Annotated in this window: 19 protein-coding genes and 1 pseudogene; 15 read left to right on the forward strand and 5 right to left on the reverse strand. The window is 59.3% G+C overall.

Annotated features, from left to right (window positions below):
- Window positions 1–212 precede the first annotated feature (212 nt).
- The 3 genes from HY028_05070 to rph all read right to left on the reverse strand — a co-directional run bounded on the left by HY028_05070 (window position 213) and on the right by rph (window position 2811).
- Window positions 213–1394 carry an oxygen-independent coproporphyrinogen III oxidase-like protein gene (locus HY028_05070; protein MBI3344217.1) on the reverse strand — a complete coding sequence of 394 codons (1182 nt, stop codon included), beginning with the start codon at window positions 1392–1394 and terminating at the stop codon, window positions 213–215.
- 26 nt (window positions 1395–1420) lie between these two features.
- Window positions 1421–2008 (reverse strand): RdgB/HAM1 family non-canonical purine NTP pyrophosphatase, encoded by a 588-nt coding sequence (gene rdgB, locus HY028_05075; protein MBI3344218.1) that lies wholly within the window; start codon window positions 2006–2008, stop codon window positions 1421–1423.
- Between the two features lie 89 nt (window positions 2009–2097).
- Window positions 2098–2811 (reverse strand): ribonuclease PH, encoded by a 714-nt coding sequence (gene rph / locus HY028_05080; GenBank protein MBI3344219.1) that lies wholly within the window; start codon window positions 2809–2811, stop codon window positions 2098–2100.
- A gap of 193 nt (window positions 2812–3004) precedes the next feature.
- Here rph and HY028_05085 point away from each other — a divergent pair, with 193 nt between their 5' ends.
- From HY028_05085 to HY028_05145, 13 genes are all read left to right on the forward strand, one after another.
- Window positions 3005–3880, forward strand: a complete 876-nt coding sequence (locus tag HY028_05085; GenBank protein MBI3344220.1) for a YicC family protein — start codon at window positions 3005–3007, stop codon at window positions 3878–3880.
- Between the two features lie 7 nt (window positions 3881–3887).
- Window positions 3888–4502, forward strand: a complete 615-nt coding sequence (gene gmk, locus HY028_05090; protein MBI3344221.1) for a guanylate kinase — start codon at window positions 3888–3890, stop codon at window positions 4500–4502.
- A 32-nt stretch (window positions 4503–4534) separates the two neighbouring features.
- On the forward strand, window positions 4535–4798 hold the full coding sequence (rpoZ, locus tag HY028_05095; GenBank protein MBI3344222.1) for a DNA-directed RNA polymerase subunit omega: 264 nt from the start codon (window positions 4535–4537) through the stop codon (window positions 4796–4798).
- An 80-nt stretch (window positions 4799–4878) separates the two neighbouring features.
- A complete protein-coding gene (gene spoT, locus HY028_05100; protein ID MBI3344223.1) occupies window positions 4879–7002 on the forward strand; it encodes a bifunctional GTP diphosphokinase/guanosine-3',5'-bis pyrophosphate 3'-pyrophosphohydrolase in 2124 nt (707 codons plus the stop codon).
- 115 nt (window positions 7003–7117) lie between these two features.
- The gene (locus HY028_05105; protein MBI3344224.1) at window positions 7118–7507 is read left to right on the forward strand and encodes a RidA family protein; all 390 of its coding nucleotides are present in this window, start codon (window positions 7118–7120) and stop codon (window positions 7505–7507) included.
- Complete coding sequence (recG, locus tag HY028_05110) at window positions 7504–9681, forward strand: ATP-dependent DNA helicase RecG (protein MBI3344225.1); 2178 nt, start codon at window positions 7504–7506, stop codon at window positions 9679–9681. Before HY028_05105 ends, recG begins: the two co-directional genes overlap by 4 nt.
- A 41-nt stretch (window positions 9682–9722) precedes the next feature.
- A complete protein-coding gene (locus HY028_05115) occupies window positions 9723–10322 on the forward strand; it encodes a peptidyl-prolyl cis-trans isomerase (GenBank protein ID MBI3344226.1) in 600 nt (199 codons plus the stop codon).
- Between the two features lie 53 nt (window positions 10323–10375).
- On the forward strand, window positions 10376–10909 hold the full coding sequence (locus HY028_05120) for a DUF2799 domain-containing protein (GenBank protein ID MBI3344227.1): 534 nt from the start codon (window positions 10376–10378) through the stop codon (window positions 10907–10909).
- 55 nt (window positions 10910–10964) lie between these two features.
- Entirely contained in the window at window positions 10965–11315 is a 351-nt protein-coding gene (locus HY028_05125; GenBank protein ID MBI3344228.1) for a VOC family protein, read from the forward strand.
- A complete protein-coding gene (locus HY028_05130; GenBank protein ID MBI3344229.1) occupies window positions 11300–11869 on the forward strand; it encodes a chorismate lyase in 570 nt (189 codons plus the stop codon). The genes HY028_05125 and HY028_05130 overlap by 16 nt, the downstream gene beginning before the upstream one ends.
- Window positions 11866–12726, forward strand: coding sequence for a 4-hydroxybenzoate octaprenyltransferase (gene ubiA / locus HY028_05135; protein ID MBI3344230.1), 861 nt, complete (start codon window positions 11866–11868; stop codon window positions 12724–12726). The genes HY028_05130 and ubiA overlap by 4 nt, the downstream gene beginning before the upstream one ends.
- Before the next feature lie 200 nt (window positions 12727–12926).
- Window positions 12927–14879, forward strand: a complete 1953-nt coding sequence (locus tag HY028_05140; protein MBI3344231.1) for a mechanosensitive ion channel — start codon at window positions 12927–12929, stop codon at window positions 14877–14879.
- A 144-nt stretch (window positions 14880–15023) separates the two neighbouring features.
- A complete protein-coding gene (locus tag HY028_05145; GenBank protein ID MBI3344232.1) occupies window positions 15024–15515 on the forward strand; it encodes a glycine zipper 2TM domain-containing protein in 492 nt (163 codons plus the stop codon).
- A gap of 65 nt (window positions 15516–15580) precedes the next feature.
- On the opposite strand, the gene HY028_05150 is transcribed toward HY028_05145, so the two are convergent.
- Entirely contained in the window at window positions 15581–16252 is a 672-nt protein-coding gene (locus HY028_05150) for a dienelactone hydrolase family protein (protein MBI3344233.1), read from the reverse strand.
- Window positions 16253–16256: 4 nt separating this feature from the next.
- Here HY028_05150 and HY028_05155 point away from each other — a divergent pair, with 4 nt between their 5' ends.
- Together HY028_05155 and HY028_05160 are read left to right on the forward strand one after the other, a co-directional pair.
- The gene (locus HY028_05155) at window positions 16257–16526 is read left to right on the forward strand and encodes a GIY-YIG nuclease family protein (protein MBI3344234.1); all 270 of its coding nucleotides are present in this window, start codon (window positions 16257–16259) and stop codon (window positions 16524–16526) included.
- Window positions 16519–16950, forward strand: coding sequence for an HIT family protein (locus HY028_05160; GenBank protein ID MBI3344235.1), 432 nt, complete (start codon window positions 16519–16521; stop codon window positions 16948–16950). The genes HY028_05155 and HY028_05160 overlap by 8 nt, the downstream gene beginning before the upstream one ends.
- Before the next feature lie 172 nt (window positions 16951–17122).
- On the opposite strand, the pseudogene HY028_05165 reads toward HY028_05160, so the two are convergent.
- Window positions 17123–17209, reverse strand: a pseudogene (locus tag HY028_05165) (transposase).

The following is a 17209-nucleotide window of genomic DNA, read 5'->3' on the forward strand; positions in this document are numbered from 1 at the left end:
ATTTTTCGCTCCCGAAATCGGATGGATCCATTTCGGGTTTCGCGAAAAATGGCGACGCAATCGAAAATTTAGGTGGGTAGTTCCACTACTTGGGGTGCTGCTTCGGGTGATGCGGAGAAAATTGGCTGGAAAGCCCTTGGGAGACTAATCCTTTTTCACTAAAAAAATTAATATATTCAATGATATAGCAATATGCTGGGCGATATACTTTGCTATATAATGTCGCGCTGAGTGTGCTCCGGCAGAAATAACGCGGTTAGATCATTGAGATAGCGCTGACCTCGCTCTGTCGGCCGTACACCCTGCACATCCCATTCGATTAAACCGCGTTGCTCAGCCTGTTTGAGTGGCTGTTCGACGTGAGAAAGGGGCAAACCAGTGTGTTCGGTGAACAGGCGGGTGGCGAATCCGCCGTTCAGGCGCAAGGCATTTAGCATGAATTCAAAGGCCGCGTCGGCAGGGCTAAGCATGGTCTCTTCACCGATACAGGCGGGGCTTCCTGCGCTGTCCTGGTAGGCCTTCGGTTGTTTCTGTTTCCAAAAGCGGGCGATGCGCTGCTGTGACGCATCGGTGATTTTGCTGTGCGCGCCCGCGCCTATTCCCAAGTAATCGCCGAACTCCCAATAGTTCACGTTGTGGCGGCAGGTGCGGCCGGGCTTGGCGTAGGCTGAGACTTCGTAGTGTTCATAACCATGTTCTTTAATCTGCGCCTGAGATTGGATTTGCATGTCCCCAATCAGATCATCGTCCGGCAAACGCGGCGGGTGCCGGTAAAACCAGGTGTTGGGCTCGAGGGTGAGTTGATAATGCGAGATATGCGTGGGCTCCAGGGCAAATGCGGTGCTGAGATCGGTAAGCGCCTGGGCCAGGGTTTGATCTGGCAGACCATACATGAGGTCGAGGTTGAAATTGTCGAACCCCGCAGCATGGGCGGCCTCAGCGGCGGCAATGGCCTCGCGTCTTCCATGGATGCGGCCGAGGGCCTGGAGCCGGTCTTCGTTAAAGCTCTGCACACCGATGGACAGGCGATTGACGCCGAGCGCGCGGAATTCTTTAAACTTCGCGTATTCGCTGCTGCCGGGGTTGGCCTCCAATGTGATCTCGGCCGTTGGGCTGAGTTTGAGCCGCGTGCGTAAGGCCACCAGCAGCCGGTCGAGCGCCTCGGGAGAAAACAGACTGGGCGTACCGCCGCCGATGAAGATGGTGTTCACGCTGCGCCCCCAGATACGCGGCAGGTCCTGTTCGAGGTCGGCGATCAGGGCGTCAACGTATTCCTGTTCGGGAAGTTCGGCGCCTTGTTCGTGCGAGTTGAAGTCGCAATACGGGCATTTGCGCACGCACCAGGGGAGGTGCACATAGAGGCTTAGCGGGGGCAGGGTGGTGAAGTTGAACATCTGTCACAGCCGCCGGTATCGGCGGATCAGCAATCGAGCGCGGTGAACAACTGGCGCAGGGCCTTGCCGCGGTGGCTCAAGCTGTTTTTGACGGCGGGCGGCAGTTCGGCGGAGGAGCAGTGGTGGGTGGGGGCGTAGAACACCGGGTCGTAGCCGAAGCCATTTTCGCCGCGTGGGGCGGTCAGGATACGCCCTTCCCAAGTACCTTGGCAGATGAGGGGCGTGGCGTCTTCGGCGTGTTTCATGTAGACCACCACGCACTGAAAGCGGGCGCGGCGCTGGTGTTCGGGGACATCGGCCAAGTCCTGCAACAGTTTTTGCAGGTTTTCTGCATCGCTCGCGCCAGCACCCGCATAACGCGCGGAGCGGATGCCGGGGGCGCCGTGGAGGGCGTCCACTTCGAGGCCGGAGTCGTCGGCGAGGGCGGGCAGGCCGGTGTGGCGTGCGGCGTGACGCGCCTTGAGGAGGGCGTTTTCGACGAAGCTGAGGCCCGTCTCCTCGACCTCCGGGACGGCATAATCGGATTGCAGCAGCAACTCCAGCTTGCCGGCGGCGAGCGCCTGGATCTCGCGCAGTTTGCCGGGATTATTGCTGGCAAGGACGATGCGGTTCATAGCAAGGCAGATACAAGGGGAAAGATACAAGATAAAAGTCAACGGCGTCACGCATCACATTCCCTTGTATCTTGTATCTTTTATCTGTCTCATCCCAATACCGCCCGCTGTTTTTCTATCAGCGTTGCGATGCCGCCGCGCGCCAGTTCCAGCATGGCGTTCAGTTCGTCGGTACGGAAGGCGTGGCCTTCAGCGGTGCCTTGTACCTCGATGAAATGGCCGGCCTCGTTCATCACCACGTTCATGTCGGTCTCGGCCTCGCTGTCCTCGATGTAGTCGAGGTCCAGCACCGGCACTCCCTTGCAAATGCCGACCGAGACCGAGGCGATAAAGCCGTGGATCGGATCACGGCTGATAAGCCGCTGGGTGCGCAGGCGGTTTATGGCATCCACGAGTGCGACGTAGCCGCCGGTGATGGAGGCGGTGCGCGTGCCGCCGTCGGCCTGGATGACGTCGCAGTCTACGGTGATGCTGCGCTCGCCCAAGGCGCACAGGTCCACCACCGCCCTCAGCGAACGTCCGATGAGGCGCTGGATTTCCAGGGTGCGGCCGCCCTGCTTGCCGCGGCTCGCCTCGCGATCCATGCGCTTGCCGGTGGAGCGCGGCAACATGCCGTATTCGGCGGTCACCCAGCCTTTGCCCTTGCCTTTGAGAAAGGAGGGCACCTTTTCCTCCACGGTGGCGTTACAGAGGACTTTGGTGTCGCCGAACTCGACCAGCACCGATCCCTCGGCGTGTTTGGTGTAGTTGCGCGTCAGTTTGATGTCGCGCAGTTGATCGGGGGGACGGCCGCTGGGGCGCATACGATTTCCTTTGTTGAGGGTGCGTAGCTTAACATCGGTGAGGGGTGAGGGGTTAGAAAAAGGTAAGGAGTGAGGAGTTAGGCGTGAGGCGTAAAAAAAGCGTTACGCTGCGTGACTCACGCCTCACGCTTCACTTTGTTTTAGCCTCCAGCCCCTATATAGTATGCGCAATTATCAGTCGGGACTTATCACCATGTTGCACAGCATGACCGCCTTTGCGCGGCAGCAGCGCCAGGTGGAGGAGGGCGTCCTGTGTTGGGAGGTGCGCTCGCTCAATCACCGTTATCTTGAGGTCACCCTGCACCTGCCCGAGGATCTGCGCGCGCTGGAAGTGGCTGTTCGTGAAAAGATTGCGGCGGCCGTCAAGCGCGGCAAGCTGGATTGCCAGCTCCGCCTGCGAACGGGGCCGGGCGCGGCGGGAGTAGCCGCGCCGCTGCGGATCAACGAAGGTTTGGTACGGCAACTGGTCGCGGCGGCCCGGCGGGTCGGCGCTGAGCTCGGCAGCCCCGCCGCCGTCAGCCCGCTGGATGTGTTGCGCTGGCCAGGGGTGGTGTACCCGGCCGAACCCTCCGCGGAACGCTTGAGCAGCGACGCCCTGGCGCTGCTCGACGACACCCTCAAGGAATTGCTGGCGATGCGCGCGCGCGAAGGCGTCAAGCTGCGGGCGATGATTGAGCAGCGCTGCGCCGCGATGCGCGAGCTGGTACAACTGGTGCGCGGACGGCTGCCGCAGATCATGGCGCAACAGCGCACCCGGCTGCTGGAACGCTTAGGCGAGTTGCGGGCCGAGCTCGATCCCGTGCGGCTGGAGCAAGAGCTGGTGAATCTCGCGCAAAAGATGGATGTGGATGAGGAGCTGGAGCGCCTCGATATGCATGTCCAGGAGGTGAGCCGGATCGCTGGTGAAGACAGCGGAGTGGGGCGGCGGCTGGATTTTCTCATGCAAGAGATGAACCGCGAGGCCAATACCCTGGGTGCAAAATCCACGGATCATGACATTGCGCGCGCCGTCATCGAGCTTAAGGTGCTCATCGAACAGATGCGCGAACAAATACAGAATATCGAGTAAGGTAGGCATGCAAGGCACGCTTTATATCATCGCCGCGCCCTCCGGTGGCGGCAAGTCGAGCCTGGTCAAGGCGCTGCTCGAATCAACAGCCAATTTGCAGGTTTCGGTCTCTTACACGACCCGCCCCATGCGCCCGCGCGAACAGGAGGGCGTGGACTATCACTTCGTGGATCAGGCGCGGTTCGATGCGCTGCGCGACTCCGGCGTGTTTCTGGAACACGCCGAGGTGTTCGGACATTGCTACGGCACCTCGCGCGCCTGGGTCATGGAGCGCCTGCAACAGGGGACAGACGTCCTTCTGGAGATAGACTGGCAGGGCAAACACCAGATCGCGCAGTCATTTCCCGAGGCGGTGAGCATCTTCGTCCTGCCGCCCTCGCGCGCCGTGCTCGAACAGCGTCTGCGCGCCCGCGGCCAGGACGGCGACGAGGTGATCGCCCGGCGCATGCAGGCGGCGACTAACGAAATCTCCCACTGGAATGAGTTCGATTACCTGGTGCTCAATGACGATTTCCAGACCGCCGTCGCCGATGTGCAGGCCATCTTCCGCGCCCGGCGCTTAAGAAGGGGGCCGCAAGGCGCACGCCTACAGCGACTCTTGGCGGAATTATTGGTACAATGACAGGCTTTACGTTGTAACTTTGGAGTCAATTCATGGCCCGTGTCACTGTAGAAGATTGTCTTGCTAATGTAGATAACCGTTTCCAGCTCGTCCTGGTCGCCGCCAAACGGGCGCGCGCGCTTTCGATGGGCGTGCAGCCGACGGTGCCCTGGGATAACGACAAGGCCACTGTGGTCGCCCTGCGCGAGATCGCCCTGGGCAAGATAGACCGCACCATACTGGACGAACCGCTGCCTGAGCCCCCGCCTCCGCCGCCCGTCCCGCAAGTCGCGCTGCAGGCCGATGAAGAAATCTAGCGCATAGTCCTTATGCGCTAAAATGAAATCCGGGAGTCAACAGGGGCCCCTGGATTTCGTTACGCTGCCGGGAGGCGTACATGTTTCTTATCAAGGATCTCACCGACCTCCTCGAGACCTATCTTGAACCGGCTCAGATAGCTGAGATCCAGCGCGCCTACCAGTTCGGCGCGCGCGCCCACGAAGGCCAGCAGCGGCTATCCGGCGAACCGTACATCTACCATCCTCTCGCGGTGGCGCGCATCCTGGCCGAGATGCACATGGATCACCAGAGCATCCTGGCCGCCCTGCTGCACGACGTCATCGAAGACACCCCCACGGCAAAGGAACAACTGGCCAAGGAGTTCGGCGCCGAGGTGGCCGAGCTGGTGGACGGGGTGAGCAAACTCACCCATATCCATTTCGAGACGCACGCCGAGGCGCAGGCCGAAAACTTCCGCAAGATGCTGCTGGCCATGGTGCGCGACATCCGCGTCATCCTGGTCAAGCTCGCCGACCGCCTGCACAACATGCGCACCTTGGGCGCGATGCCGCTCGACAAGCGCCGCCGTATCGCCCGCGAAACCCTGGAGATCTACGCGCCCATCGCCAGCCGTCTGGGCATGAACGCCCTGCGTCTGGAGCTGGAGGATCTGGGCTTCGCCGCGCTCTATCCGATGCGCTATCGCATCCTCGCGGAGGCGGTGAAGAAGGCGCGCGGCAACCGCAAGGAGGTGGTGCGCAAGATCGAAAACGCAATCAAGCGCCGGTTGCGCGAGGAAAAGCTGGAGGGCGAGGTATCGGGACGCGAAAAACATTTGTACAGCATCTATCGCAAGATGCTCGATAAAAAATTGCCCTTCGCCGACGTCACCGATGTCTACGGCTTCCGCATCATCGTGGATACGGTGGACACCTGTTACCGCGTGCTCGGCGCGGTGCACAATCTTTATAAACCGGTGCCGGGCAAGTTCAAGGACTACATCGCCATCCCCAAGGCCAACGGCTATCAATCGCTGCACACCGCCCTGTTCGGGCCCTACGGGGTGCCGATCGAGGCGCAGATCCGCACCCGCGACATGGATCGCCTCTCCGAGGCGGGGATCGCCGCGCACTGGCTGTACAAGGCGGGCGAGGCCAGCAGCAGCGCGCAGCAGCGCGCACACGAATGGCTGCGCGGCCTGCTGGAGATGCAGATGAACGCGGGCAACTCGCTGGAGTTTCTCGAAAACGTCAAGATAGATCTGTTCCCCGACGAGGTCTACGTATTCACCCCCAAGGGCGAGATCATGCAGTTGCCCCGCGGCGCGACGGTGGTGGATTTCGCCTACGCGGTGCACACCGATGTCGGCAATACCTGTGTGGCGGCCAAGATAGACCGGCGGCTCGCACCCTTGAGCACGACGCTCGCCAACGGCCAGTCGGTCGAGGTCATCACTTCAAAACACGCGCGGCCCAATCCCGCCTGGCTGAACTTCGTCGCCACCGCCAAGGCGCGCGCCACCATCCGGCATTTCCTCAAGAACCTGAAACGCGACGAGTCCATCGAGCTTGGCCGGCGGCTGTTGAACATGGAGCTCGGCATCTACGAACTCTCGCTCGACAAGCTCACCTCCGCTCGCATCAAAGAAGTGCTCAAGCAATATAAACTCAAGACGCTGGACGACCTGCTGGAAGATATCGGCCTCGGCAACCGCATGGCGCAACTGGTGGCGCGCTCGCTGTCACCCGAAGCGGAGCCGCCGGGCAAGGCGGACAAGAAGGCCCGGCGGCCCGGCGCGCGGCCGCTGGTGATTAAAGGCACGGAGGGGATGGTGGTCACTTTCGCCAAGTGCTGCTGGCCGATCCCCGGCGACCCGATTCTGGGCTTTGTCAGCGCCGGCCGCGGCATCGTGATCCATACCAAATCCTGCAAGAACGTCTCCGAATACCGCAAACATCCCGAGAAGTGGCTGGACGTGCAGTGGGCGGAGAAAATCGAGGGCGAATTTCCGGTCGAGATCCGCGTGGAGGTCGCCAACCAGCGTGGTGTACTGGCGACGGTTGCGGCCTCCATTGCGAAATTAGGCGCCAACATCGAGAATGTCAGCATCGAGGAGCACGACGGGATGTATACCGCGATCACCTTTACCCTCGCGGTGCATGACCGTCTGCATCTCGCCCGCATCATGCGGCGGCTGCGTGCCTTGCCGGTGGTGGTGCGCATCAGCCGGGTGAAGGGATAGGTTATAGAACTGATTTAATAGTCACCGCAGAGGGCGGAGAGGAATGAAATCAAAAATGGTTTGTTTCTCCTCCGCGTCCTCCGTGGTGAATTGTTTTTATCCTGCAAGGAAAAATATGAAATCAAAAATTATCATCACTACTGATAAAGCGCCCAAGGCGATAGGCGCCTATTCACAGGCCGTCAAGGTCGGCAGTACGGTATATCTGTCGGGCCAGATCCCACTTAGACCGGACACCATGGAACTCGTCACCGGCGACATGCGCGCACAGATCCGGCAGGTGTTCGATAACCTGAAAGCGGTCGCGGAGGCCGCAGGGGGTACGCTCGCGGACCTCGTCAAGCTCAACGTCTATCTCACCGACCTCGCCCACTTCCCGCTGGTGAACGAGGTAATGGCGAACTATATCTCAGAGCCTTACCCCGCCCGAGCGGCAGTCGGTGTCGCGGCGCTGCCCAAAGGCGCGCAAGTGGAGATGGATGCGATTATGGAGCTGACCCGCTGAGCACCGCTCGCGTTAATTCACCTGCCGGACAAAGAGTCACAGGCAACCCGGTCGGCATTCCTGTCACCCGTCTCAGGGGCGTTGGGCCGCGCAACGCCGAACGTCTCGCCCGCCTCGGCATCCATACGGTTCAAGACATTCTGTTCCACATCCCCCTACGTTACCAGGACCGTACCCGTGTTGCGCCCATCGGCGCACTGCGCGTCGGCGATCAGGCGGTGATTGAGGGCGAGATACAGCTCAGCGACATCAAGTTCGGCAGGCGTCGGATGCTGTTGTGCAGGTTGAGCGACTGCACCGGAGCCATTACGCTGCGGTTTTTTCATTTCAACGCGGCGCAAACCGCCGCTCTCGCGCGCGGGGTGAGGCTGCGCTGTTATGGAGAGGTGCGCTTCGGCGCGGCTACGCTGGAGATGATACACCCCGAGTACCGTCGCATTGACGACCAAACCCTCACAGCGGTAGAGGAATCTCTCACGCCGATTTACCCTGCCACCGAGGGCCTGCACCAACTCAGTCTGCGCACGCTGACACAGCAGGCCTTACGGTTGCTTGCGGCGGATGAGGTCACCCTCGAGGAGTGGCTGCCCAAGACCGTACTCGCGCCGCTTAACCTGCCTTCCCTCTCGGAGGCCGTCGCCTATGTGCATTATCCGCCGCCCGATGCGCCGCTCGCCCTGCTGGAGACTGGCGATCACCCCGCACAACGTCGTCTGGCCTTTGAAGAATTGCTCGCCCATCACCTCAGCCTGCGGCAATTACGCAACCGGGTGCAACAAAAACCGGCGCACCCTATGCGCACCTCTGACGTACAGGGATGTACTAATGTCGCGGGAGGCAGGAAGCCGGGAGCGACGGGCAAGCTGGTCGAAAAATTTTTGCAAAATCTGCCGTTTCAACTCACCGCCGCGCAGCGGCGCGTGATAGCCGAAATCGTGGAGGATTTGCGCCGCGCTCACCCCATGCAGCGTTTGCTGCAGGGCGACGTAGGTTCCGGCAAGACCCCGGTCGCCGCCGCCGCCGCGCTGCACGCCATCGAAGCGGGCTATCAAGCGGCGCTGATGGCGCCTACCGAATTACTCGCCGAGCAACATATCGCCACCTTCAAGAACTGGTTCGAACCGCTCGGCATTGAGGTCATCGGCCTGCTCGGCAGATTCAAGGGCAGGCAGCGCAGCGCGACACTGGCCAGCATAAACTCCGGACAGCCGCAGCTCATCGTCGGCACTCACGCGCTGTTTCAGGAAGGCGTGAGCATTCCCAAATTAGGTCTCATGATTGTTGACGAGCAACACCGCTTCGGCGTGCACCAACGCCTGGCGCTGCGCGAGAAGGGAATCACTCAGGATCACACGCCGCACCAGCTCATCATGACCGCCACACCCATACCCCGCACCCTCGCCATGATCGGTTATGCGGATCTCGACAGCTCCGTCCTCGACGAACTGCCGCCCGGGCGTACGCCTGTGGAAACGGTGATGGTCGCCGACACGCGCCGCGCCGAGGTGGTCGAGCATATCGAGCGCGCGTGTGGCAACGGACGACAGGCTTACTGGGTGTGCACGTTGATAGACGAATCTGATCTGCTGCAATACCAGGCGGCGGTGGACACGGCCGCGCAATTGGCGGCGGCGCTGACTGCGTTGCGCGTCGGTCTGGTGCACGGACGCATGAAGGCGCAGGAAAAAGAACAGGTGATGCGCGAGTTCAAGGAAGGCCGCGTTGATGTGCTGGTCGCCACCACGGTAATTGAGGTCGGCGTGGATGTGCCCAACGCGAGCCTGATGATTATCGAAAACGCCGAGCGCCTGGGGCTTGCCCAATTGCACCAACTGCGCGGCCGCGTCGGCCGCGGCGCCACCGCCAGTCACTGCGTGCTGATGTACCGGCAACCACTCTCTGAATATGCCAAGGTGCGCCTGACGACGCTGCGCAAAACTACCGACGGTTTCGAAATCGCGCGCAAGGATTTGGAATTGCGCGGGCCAGGGGAAGTCCTGGGCACACGGCAAACGGGCATCTTGCAACTACATATCGCCGACCTAGCTCGCGATCAGCATTTATTGCCCGATGTGGAGCAGGCCGCTACACTGTTATTAAAAAATTACCCTGATCGTATTTATCCATTGGTACGCCGCTGGCTGGGTGAAAGCGTACAATATGGCGAGGTATGAGTTGCTGTGTTTTTGTGTACAAACTAAATAAGGGAATGACGATGAATTGGAAAACCCCGCTTGCAGTCTTTATGCTGTGCGCCTTGGCAGTTCCTCCTCTGGGCGCTGCGCCCTCTAAAAATATAAAGCCGGTACAGATCGCGCTGACCACCAGCATGGGAAAGATCGTACTGGAGCTGGATGAGAAAAAGGCGCCGAAGACCGTGGCCAACTTTCTCGGCTACGTCAAAAAGGGCCATTACAACGGTCTCATCTTCCACCGCGTCATCAGCAGCTTCATGATTCAAGGCGGTGGTTTCGATAAAAATATGGAAGAAAAACCCGCCGCAGCGCCCATTGAAAACGAAGCGGATAACGGCTTGGCGAACCTGCGCGGCACTATCGCCATGGCGCGCACCAACGACCCGCATTCCGCCACCGCGCAATTCTTCATCAACGTGGCGGATAATCCCATGCTGGACTTCAAGTCCAAGACCGTGCAGGGCTGGGGTTATGCCGTATTTGGCAAGGTCGTGGCGGGCATGGACGTAGTGGACAAGATACGCGAGGTCCCAACCGGCAGCAAAGGCATTTTCCAGGACGTACCGCAAACGCCGGTGATTATCGAAAAAGTGGAAATAGTAAATCAGGCGGCAAAATAATATCGTCTTAGGAGAGGTGTAATGACCCGACACTGCACGGGCGCTGAAAAGCGATGAGGCTGCGTTATGTGGCATTGTCTTTCCTGCTCAGCCTGACAACCGCCTGCGCCACGCTTTCCCAATCCGAATGCCTGCAGGCCGATTGGCATGACATTGGTCAACGCGACGGGTCACAGGGGTATGCGCGCGACAGACTGGAAGAACACAAAACGGCATGTGCAGAATACGGTGTCATGCCCGACCCCAATGCCTATCACGAGGGAAGAAGGGCCGGATTAGAAATCTATTGCACGGCTGAGAACGGTTTGATGCAAGGTAAAGCAGGTACGGCATATAATTATGTCTGCCCCGCGGAGCTTGAGACGGCGTTTCTGAAGAACCATAAACTTGGGCACCAAATTTACGAATTAACCCAGCAGATCCGCAGCGTCGAACGCGAGATCGAGAAAAAGGAGAAGCGCCTGAAAAAGGAAGATTTGTCTGACCAGCAACGCAAGCAGGTACGCGACGAGATTCGTGATTTGGACGGAGAGCGGGCGAGGCTACGTCGGTCAGTGTCCGTCTTGGAAGGTTTGAGCGTCCTTTGAACTCCAGCACTTTTACGGCATGAAAGTCTCCCGGTTATTACATGCTGCTATCCTGGTGAATGATTTAGAGCGTGCCAAAAATTTTTACGAAACCGTGCTCGGTCTTATGGAAAAACAACGTCACGACTTTGATTTCAACGGCGTCTGGTACAACCTGGGTGAGTGCGAATTGCACCTGATGGTGGTGGCCGATCCGCTGCCGCCTGCCGAGCAACGGCCACGCAGAGATTTCCATGTCGCCCTCAAGATCGAGGACCATCAAGCGACGAAGGAGTATCTGGAAAAACTTGGTATCCCGTATCGGGAAGGCCGGCATGGGTTGCTGCAATTGTTTGTCCGTGACCCCGACGGCAATCTCATCGAGTTACAACAGCGCAATGGAGCCGGTGTATCCAAAAAACTCTGACCGGAAACACTGCCATACGTTGGAAGCACCCCAGGCGGCTGCAGACTAACGTTCCCGCCGGTCTGCGGAACTGGCTGCTTGACCCCGCCTCGCTGACCCGTCGCCTGCAGCAGGTGTGCGGGCGGTTTCGCGTGCAGGTCTATCGCCGGGGTTGGGCGCGACCCGTTCTTGACGAGGCTCGCACTCTCGGTCTGCGCGCCGGCGCATGGGTGTTTATCCGCGAGGTGCACCTGTTCTGTGACGAACAACCCTGCGTCTTCGCGCGCACCGTCATTGCCAGGGCCACCTTGCAAGGCAAATACCGGCGCCTGACGCGGCTCGGCAATCGTTCACTGGGGGCGGTGTTATTCGCAGATAAAACGTTGCGCCGCAGTGATCTGGAAATCGCCGTTATAGGTGAGCGGCAAGCCTTATTCACCCCTGCGACTGTGTTGTCGAGCGTAAAACCCGCAAAGATCTGGGGCCGGCGTTCGTTGTTTCACCTCTCCAACCGGCCTCTATTATTAAGCGAAATATTTTTGCATGATATGTCTACATGCGGACCCAAGGGATAAAAGAGCGTCTCTATCAATATATCCGGCTAATGCGCCTCAACCGGCCCATCGGCATCTTTCTGTTGTTGTGGCCCACCCTGTGGGCGCTGTGGATTTCGAGCGCAGGACGGCCCGATCCGCTTGTGCTCATCGTGTTTGTGCTCGGCGTGGTGTTAATGCGTTCGGCGGGCTGTGTCATCAACGACTACGCGGACCGCGATATAGACCCCCACGTACAGCGCACAACGCAACGCCCGCTGGCAACCGGCGTTGTCTCCCCGCGCGAGGCTCTGATTCTGTTCGCGGTGTTGTGCCTGATCGCCTTCCTGCTGGTATTGCTTATGAACCGGCTCACCGTGCTCTTGTCCTTTGTCGCGGTGCTGCTCGCCGTGAGCTATCCGTTCGCCAAGCGCTACACGCATCTTCCCCAGGTGCATCTCGACGCGGCCTTCGGCTGGGCGGTGCCGATGGTGTTCGCCGCTCAGACCGGCAGCGTGCCGCAGGTGGCCTGGCTATTATTCACCGCCACCGTGCTCTGGGCGACCGCCTATGACACGATGTATGCCATGGTGGACCGCGCCGACGATCTGCGCATCGGTGTGAAATCCACCGCCATCCTGTTCGGTGACGCCGATCGGGTGATTATCGCCGTCATCCAGGGTCTTATGTTGAGCGCGATGATCTTGATAGGCATGCGAGTACACTTGGGATGGCCGTATTATGCCGGCCTGTCGGTCGCGTTGGGTCTCGCCGTCTACCAGCAGATGCTGATTAAGGACCGGACACCGGCGTTGTGCCTTAAGGCCTTTCTCAACAACAACTGGTTTGGTGCTGCCATCTTTGCCGGCATCGTGGCACACTATTTAGGGCGCCTCTAAAAATAGTGGATTTTGGCTTTAGGCAAGACGGAATTCTGCGAGAAAGCGGTCGCTCCTGCGCATCCCTGCGCCCGCGACATTCGGGCTCCCTGCCCAGCAGAGTGTACACGGCAGTACATGAGCATTTCGAGCAGAATTCCAACGCAGTATAAAGACAAAAGACGCATTTTTAGAGGTGCCCTTTACTTAAAGGCTGACTGATGCATATTTGCCGTGCGTTAATAATATTACTCTGTACGCTATGCTCTAGCGCCGCCTTCCCGGCAGCCGCCGACCGCCACAGCGGGCAACTCACCGCGCGTCAGGCATTGCCCGAGGACGCCGACGCATGGATGGCGTTGGGACAAGAGGCCCTTGCGCTGCCCCGCGCGGCCTGGCAAGTCTTCTCCGCACAATTGCCCGACGCCGTTAGGGACACCGGCAGCGCCCAACGCGCCCTCCTGCTCACCGCCGAACTGCTTTGGTTGGGCTTCATCTTCTGGCTCTACCGGCAGGTAAAAAAACTGGCTGTCTCCGGCCGCTTCGACGGGCACAGCTTTCTCGGCAGACTGCTGCGTATCGTCCATGAACTGATGCGCGGCAATCGCATCAACATCGCTATCACAGGCATGGTGCTGATCTTTTTGCCGCTCGCTGCGGTGCCTTGGCCCTCCGTAGACATCGTCCCCATTTTGATACTTGCCTGGCTCTGTTACTGGCTTGCGGTGGATTTGGCACGTTTATTGTTAATTGATACGCGCTTTGCAGAGGGTCAGCCGCACCCCCGGCTCTACCATACTCTGCGCTGGGGGCTCGCTGCGGTAGCCGTCCTGTCTGCGCTCGTGCTGCTCGCTCATGTGCTGCCCGTAACCAGCGTCTTGCAGAATTTGCTGGATCGCCTCTTCATGTTGCTGGCGATTCCCATTTTGCTGCTGTTGTTGCGCGGTCGCAGATTTTTGTTGTCGCCTTTGCAGCCGCTGCTTTCCGCAACCTGGTTACGGGTAACGGAGCGCCTGTATCTCGCCTTGACGGTGACCTTGCTCGCCAGTGCGACGCTGGGCGTTCTCGGTTATATCAATCTGGCCTGGTCCATCGCCACGCATATCGGCTGGCTGTTGCTGGTATTGGCCGGTTGGCTGCTGCTGCGCGGACTGATGCGCGATGCGTTCGGCCGCAGCAAGGATTACATCGCATGCCACCGTGCTACTTTGGATTGGGTTCAGCCGCTGCTGATTTCCGCCGAATGGCTGAGTCAAATTGCGCTGTTTGTATTGGCCGTATGGGTAGTGTTCCAAATCTACGGCTGGGGTGCAGAGAGCGCGCCGGCGCGAGCCATCAACCAAGTGCTGTTTTCGCCGCTGTTTGTGCTGGGCGAGAGACCGCTCAACGTGATGGGCCTCCTCATTACCGCCACCATCCTGATCGTAGTGATGCGGTTCGCGCGCTGGAGCAGGGACGCCATCTACCGCTGGCTGTTTGTCCGCATCGCCAATACCGGCGCGCGCCACAGCCTGTCGGTGTTCACGCAATACCTCGTGGTGCTGGTCGGATTTTTGATTGCCCTGCGGGTATTGGGCATAGATCTCACCACGCTCACCGTGTTCGCCGGCGCGCTCGGCGTGGGCATGGGTTTGGGGTTACAGGGTATCGCCAACAATTTCATCAGCGGCGTGCTGCTGTTGATCGAGCGGCCGTTGCGCACCGGCGACACCGTGACTATCTGCAACAACGAAGGGGCTGTCACGCACATCGGGTTGCGCTCGCTCACCGTGAAGACCTGGGATAATCAAGAAGTCATCATCCCCAACTCGGAGGTCATCTCACACCCGTTTACCAACTGGACCTATACCGACAACATCGTGCGTACCGCGCTCACGGTCAGCATTCATCAGCAGAATGACATACATCAGGCCCACGCGCTCATCACGCAGGCGCTCAAAAGGCATGCCGAGATACTTCCGCAACCGCCGCCCGAGGTATGGCTGGATACGCTGGGCCCCGCGTCGGTCACGTTCCGCATCCAGTACTTCACCGATTTGCGCTCCGCCAATCGGCAGGAGGTCAAGTCCCACGTCCTGTTTATGATCTGGGATCATTTTCAGCAGGCCGGGATACATCTGCCGGGCGGAGATGCCGCAAGAGAATCTGCCGCCCCGCCGCCGCCATCAGCCTGAGCCTTGGGTAAAACACAGGTATTGAGAGTATAATAGAAACATCGTCTCACCCCCGGGAACATTCAAAGCAGTTTTGCGTCTAATTTCTACCCAAGGCCTAAGCTCAAGTTCCCACACCAATACCCTTTCTAAGGAGAATGAATTATGCAGAACGTTAAACTTTATAAGCAAGCCGTAACGGCACTGATGGCCGGGGCGCTCATCATGCCTTTGGCGGGTTGTGAAACCACTTCGGGCGGCGGCGTAAGTAAACAACAAGCCGGTACTGTGGTAGGCGGAGTCCTCGGAGGTGTATTAGGGTCTACCGTCGGCGAAGGTAAGGGCCAGGTAGCTGCCACCATTGCGGGCGCATTAATCGGCGGATTGTTAGGCTCATCGGTCGGCGCCTCTCTCGACCGCTCCGATGAACTCCAGGCGCAACGGGTCCTGGAGCGCAACCGCGTCAATCAGGCCAGCACCTGGCGCAACCCCGACACCGGCAATGAGGTCACGGTGACGCCCACGCGCACCTACAACCGGGCGAGCGGCCAGACCTGCCGTGAATACACCACGACTGTGGTAATCCAGGGCAAGAGAGAAACCGCCCATGGCAACGCCTGCCGCCAGTCCGACGGAAGCTGGCAGATCGTTAATTAACCAAACCGTCTAATTCAGGTGCTCCCACAAAGCCTTGTCCGGATTTCCGGACAAGGCTTTTTTATTTACCCGTTACTGAAAACCTCGTCCAGCCAGTCCGCAATATCTTCGATCTCCTGCGGACATAGGGTGTGAGGCATCGGATAAACACGCCAATCGATTCGATAGCCCAATTTTTCCAGAGCGCGCCGCGACATCTCCCCGTGCGGGAGAGGAATAATCTCATCCTCCGTACCGTGCGTCATCATGATCGGCACGGCGGCATTGGCAGGATGCGCCTCCCGTTCTACCGTATCGGGAAGCGGCAGGTAGGTTGAAAGCGCGAGGATGCCGCCCAGCCGCTCCGGATAACGTAAACCGGTGTGCAAGGCCATCGCTCCGCCTTGAGAAAATCCCGCCAGCACAATGCGCCGCGCGGGGATATCCCGTTTCACCTCACGCTCTATCAACGCCCGCAGTTGCTGTTCCGATGTCCGTATCCCCATGTCGTCAAACTTGTCGGCAAGATCAGGGCCATATACGTCATACCAGGCAGGCATAGGCATACCGCCGCTGCGGGTGATCGCGCGCACCGGTGCATGGGGAAAGATGAATCGCACGGCGTGCGGCGGGCGGGCCCATTGGCCGGCCAGAGGCGCCAGATCGTGGCCATCCACCCCCAGACCGTGCATGCAGATCACAGTGGCCGTAGCCGGCGCGGATGGGTTAATCTCTACAGTAGGTAAAAACTCGGGCATAACAATGGACCTAAGGAAAAGTACAGAATGGTTCTGCTATATATTGCGCTGTGACGACGGTACGCTCTACACCGGCGTCACCACCGACCCCGCACGCCGCGAACGCGAACACAACAACGGCACGGCGGCCAAGTATACCCGCACCCGGCGACCGGTGAAAATCGTTTATTGCGAGACACTGCGCAATCGCAGCGACGCCCTGCGCCGCGAGCATCAACTCCGACACTTACCGCGCAACACGAAATTGGAACTGACCGGAGCCGCCGATGGATAACACCTGCCCGCTGTGCGCTGCGCAATCCGAGGTCATACTTTGGCAAGACGCACGCTGCCGGGTGATACTCGTCAACGATCCCGATTACCCCGGCTACTGCCGCGCGATCTGGAATGCCCACGTAAAGGAAATGACCGACCTCCCCGAACCCGACCGCGCGCACTTCATGAGCGTCGTGCTTGCCGTCGAATCCGTGCTGCGGGAACTGCTCACCCCCGAAAAAATCAACCTCGCCTCACTCGGCAATCAAACTCCCCATCTCCACTGGCACGTCATACCGCGCCACCGCGACGACGCACATTTTCCCAACCCTATTTGGTCCGCGCGATTGCGCAAGTCCACACGGAATATTAACATTGACGCAAGCCTGCTAATCCGGCAACTTACCGAGCAACTTGCATCAAGCCAAGATGACTCAAAATAAAGCGCTTAATCGAGCGTGTTGGCATATATGAATCAATCAGGTATAGAATTCATCATGACGTTATGCGCCTCAAGGTAAGATGTGTTGTAGTCATACAATGAACCTGACCCTATCTGAACCTGAGTTCGGCGACGGTCTCGTCATCCAGCTTGATGCCCTTGGTCACGATCCATCCCTCCCTGGCTTGTTTGCGCCATCGTGACAGCATGAAGGGATGGATGTCCAGTGCCTCGGCGACATCCTGGATCAGGACATCGGG

The organism is Gammaproteobacteria bacterium, from assembly GCA_016195665.1.
Lineage (GTDB): Bacteria > Pseudomonadota > Gammaproteobacteria > SURF-13 > SURF-13 > JACPZD01.